General features: G+C 44.2%; 4 protein-coding genes. 1 reads left to right on the top strand and 3 read right to left on the bottom strand.

The features are described from left to right. A partial coding sequence (locus tag IGQ44_03115) for a hypothetical protein (protein HIK36967.1) occupies positions 1-413 on the bottom strand: 413 nt, incomplete at its 3' end. Positions 414-482: 69 nt separating this feature from the next. Beyond that, the gene (locus IGQ44_03110) at positions 483-1,757 is read right to left on the bottom strand and encodes a DUF3370 domain-containing protein (protein HIK36966.1); all 1,275 of its coding nucleotides are present in this window, start codon (positions 1,755-1,757) and stop codon (positions 483-485) included. 298 nt (positions 1,758-2,055) lie between these two features. On the opposite strand from IGQ44_03110, the gene IGQ44_03105 reads away from it, so the two are divergent. After that, positions 2,056-2,262, top strand: coding sequence for a hypothetical protein (locus IGQ44_03105; GenBank protein HIK36965.1), 207 nt, complete (start codon positions 2,056-2,058; stop codon positions 2,260-2,262). Here IGQ44_03105 and IGQ44_03100 read toward each other — a convergent pair. Next, on the bottom strand, positions 2,259-2,877 hold a 619-nt coding region (locus IGQ44_03100; protein ID HIK36964.1), incomplete at its 5' end, for a glycosyltransferase. The genes IGQ44_03105 and IGQ44_03100 overlap by 4 nt on opposite strands.

The raw sequence follows: 2,877 nt of genomic DNA, 5'->3' as shown, positions 1-2,877 counted from the left end.
GTGTAGGTGTTGGCTTTTGAAAAACCAGGGGGATTTTGGTGTTTTGGTGGTGAGATTTTAGGGGAGGAGGGGAGAGGAGGAAGGGGAGGTATTTTTAAATCCCGTTTGTTAATCTCCTTTATCTTGTCTATGTTCTCGCCAGTGTTTTCCCAATCCAAGGGAGGATTTATAACCACCTTTGGAATCCCCATAGTCTGGTCAGATGGTTTCTGGTCGCTGCTATCATGAGAGGATGTAGAGTTACCAGAAGAGGAATAGTACACCTTTGCCCTTTCATATTGTTGTTTTTTCCACCACCACACCCCCACGGCAAACAAATATAGGCTGGCAAAGACAAATATTATTTTATCCTTGTCCGAGGATAATATTGTGGGACGTCCCCTTGTAGGTTTTTTGGGTTTTGTGTTTATCATGGGGGAATGGCAAAATGCTAACTATCCTTAAAAATCCTATGTCCAATTTAAAAAAAATTGGGCGGGGATTCACTGTTGGTAGGTGGTGATGGTTAGGATTTGGGGAGGAGTAGCATCGGGGGGATAGAGAAAGTCAACAAACACCAACCTTTGACTATTAGGGGGGATAATGACTGTTACTAGGTCTTCCCCTCTTTGTCCCCTGTATTGTGCCAGATGGAAATAGCGCCAGCGAGGTATATTATTGTCATCATTATATCTGACCTGGAGCAAGCCTCGGAAAAACACCCGAGTGGGGGGTTTATCAAAGAAACTAATTTCAGCGGCGTCGGTTTTTAGGGGAGTGGAGATGGCAATGCCAACCTTTTTTGCCTCGTTGGTGGGGTTAAACAGGGGAACAGTTATGCTGTATCTTACTCCATAATTGCCATGGGCGCTATAGGCGGTGTCGGGGTATCTTACCAGGAGAGGGGCAGTTTGAATTTGATTAGTACCCAGGGTCCCTCCTACAATTGTACTTAGCCCATAAGACAAAGCTTCTCCGGGACTGGGAATGGTAAGATAGAGACTATTGGGGGAGTCAGTGATGGTAGACTTCCACGTATTACCCAAAGAAACCCCGGCTACCCTTCCGTAAATGATTCTTCCCATGGTCTGATTTGGGGGTGTGGGAGGCAAGTCTCTAGGGGTGGAAAGTGTGCCGTTTTTCAATAACTCCTCCCACTGAGACAAACTGGGTGGATTATCTTCTCCCTGTTGATACATTGCTAGACTGGCCAAATACAACTTGCCGTCACTATAGAGTTGCAAGTAGGTGGAGCGACCGTTCAATTTTGGGGTAAGATTCTGCACAGGGATGGGAAGATTCAACAACATGCGACTTTCCCCAGGGGGTATCTCTATTTGCGGTGGAAAAATGTCCTGACGTTTTCCTTGTAATATTTCCCCCATTACGCGACTACCGGGCCCTGCATATATATTATTGCCTTCTACAAGAAAGGGCAGCTTCACAAAGGGCGCATCTGGTTGACTGAGGTAACTAGCGCCCGTGAGGATGTCTATAGTGACAGTCTTGTCAGTGGGATTGTGTGCTATGATGCCCAAATAAAGGGTTCTAGTGTCCTCTTCATTGACTGGTCTAGCCACATGGTGGGCAAAGACATCAAATCTCCCCTCAAAGGCATAATTAAGATGGGCAGATTTATCTTTTTTGTCGTCTGGGGGGAAGGTGGATAAAAGAATTCCCTCACCCAATACCGACTCCGGACTGTTGCTGTTGAATACTGGTATATTATTTAAACCACCCGGCAAAGGGCGAATTTGATGATTTGTCTGCTTTACCATAATAGGTTGGTCTGTCGGATTTTGGGTAACATAGATTGGCTTTGCCTCCCCCGATATACTTGTTTTACTCCCCTCACTGTTTTGAACACCCTCACTTTGGGTTATATTGATTGGTAGGGCTAACAGTGTTGCTGCTAGTGCTACTTTAAACATACAAAAAGGACATTAAACTGTTTAGTTAGTATTTAAGTAACCAATTGAACAATGAATTGAACAATGACTGACTAAACAATGACTGAATTAAAGACAGATTAGTTTCCGGGTATAATGGGGGCAGTGAAATGGGACCATAGAGAGTATGAACAGTGAACAATTAGCCAGATACATAGAGGAGACAGACGGCATTTCCAAACCCTGGCTGCTGATCCAATTGCGATTGAAAAAACTAGAAGAAAATAAGCCATTTCTCTCCGAGACAGAGTATATAAATCAACTGGCAGAGATTCATGAGGATTTGATGAAATTGGGGGAATGGTGGCGGGGGAGAGAAAAAGAAGTATTTTAGTGGGTGGTGTCTTTACAACAATAGATTTCCCGGATGCGGTAAATAGGGCGTTTTTGGGATTCGTGATAGGTGCGTATCAATAATTCCGCCAATAAGCCAAAGGAAAATAGTTGTACCCCCGCCAAAACCAACAATACTGATAGGATTAACAAGGGTCTATCCCCAATGGACTCCCCCAGTGCTAACTTTAGAAAGGAGAGATAGGCCCCAATTATAAAACCCAGGAAAAGAGAAATCAAACCGAAAAAACCAAAGATATGCATGGGGCGTGTTAGGAACTTTTTGATGAAGAAAATGGTAAACAAGTCAAGAATTACCCGAAAAGTGCGCCCCAAACCGTATTTGCTTTTGCCAAAACGACGGGGATGGTGGGTAACAGGTATTTCTGTAATTCTTGCCCCTTCAATATAGGCCAAAACTGGCAAAAAACGGTGTAATTCCCCGTATAGATTTAAATCGTCAATCAACTCCTTGCGATAGGCCTTAAGAGAACATCCGTAGTCATGGAGAGCTACACCTGTTATACGGCTTATTAACCAATTAGCGACTTTAGAGGGGACTACTCTAGTAATGGTATCATCCCGACGGTGTCTACGCCAACCGCTCACCAAGTCG

The organism is Geminocystis sp. M7585_C2015_104 (assembly GCA_015295805.1).
Classification (GTDB): Bacteria; Cyanobacteriota; Cyanobacteriia; order Cyanobacteriales; family Cyanobacteriaceae; genus DVEF01.
Note: the sequence above shows the minus strand (reverse complement) of the source record. Positions and strands in the feature narration are given on the sequence as shown.

Bases quoted from the DNA above. Each gene is read 5' to 3' on its own strand.
- IGQ44_03110 (HIK36966.1), bottom strand. From the start codon at position 1,757: ATGGTAAAGCAGACAAATCATCAAATTCGCCCTTTGCCGGGTGGTTTA.
- IGQ44_03105 (HIK36965.1), top strand. From the start codon at position 2,056: ATGAACAGTGAACAATTAGCCAGATACATAGAGGAGACAGACGGCATT.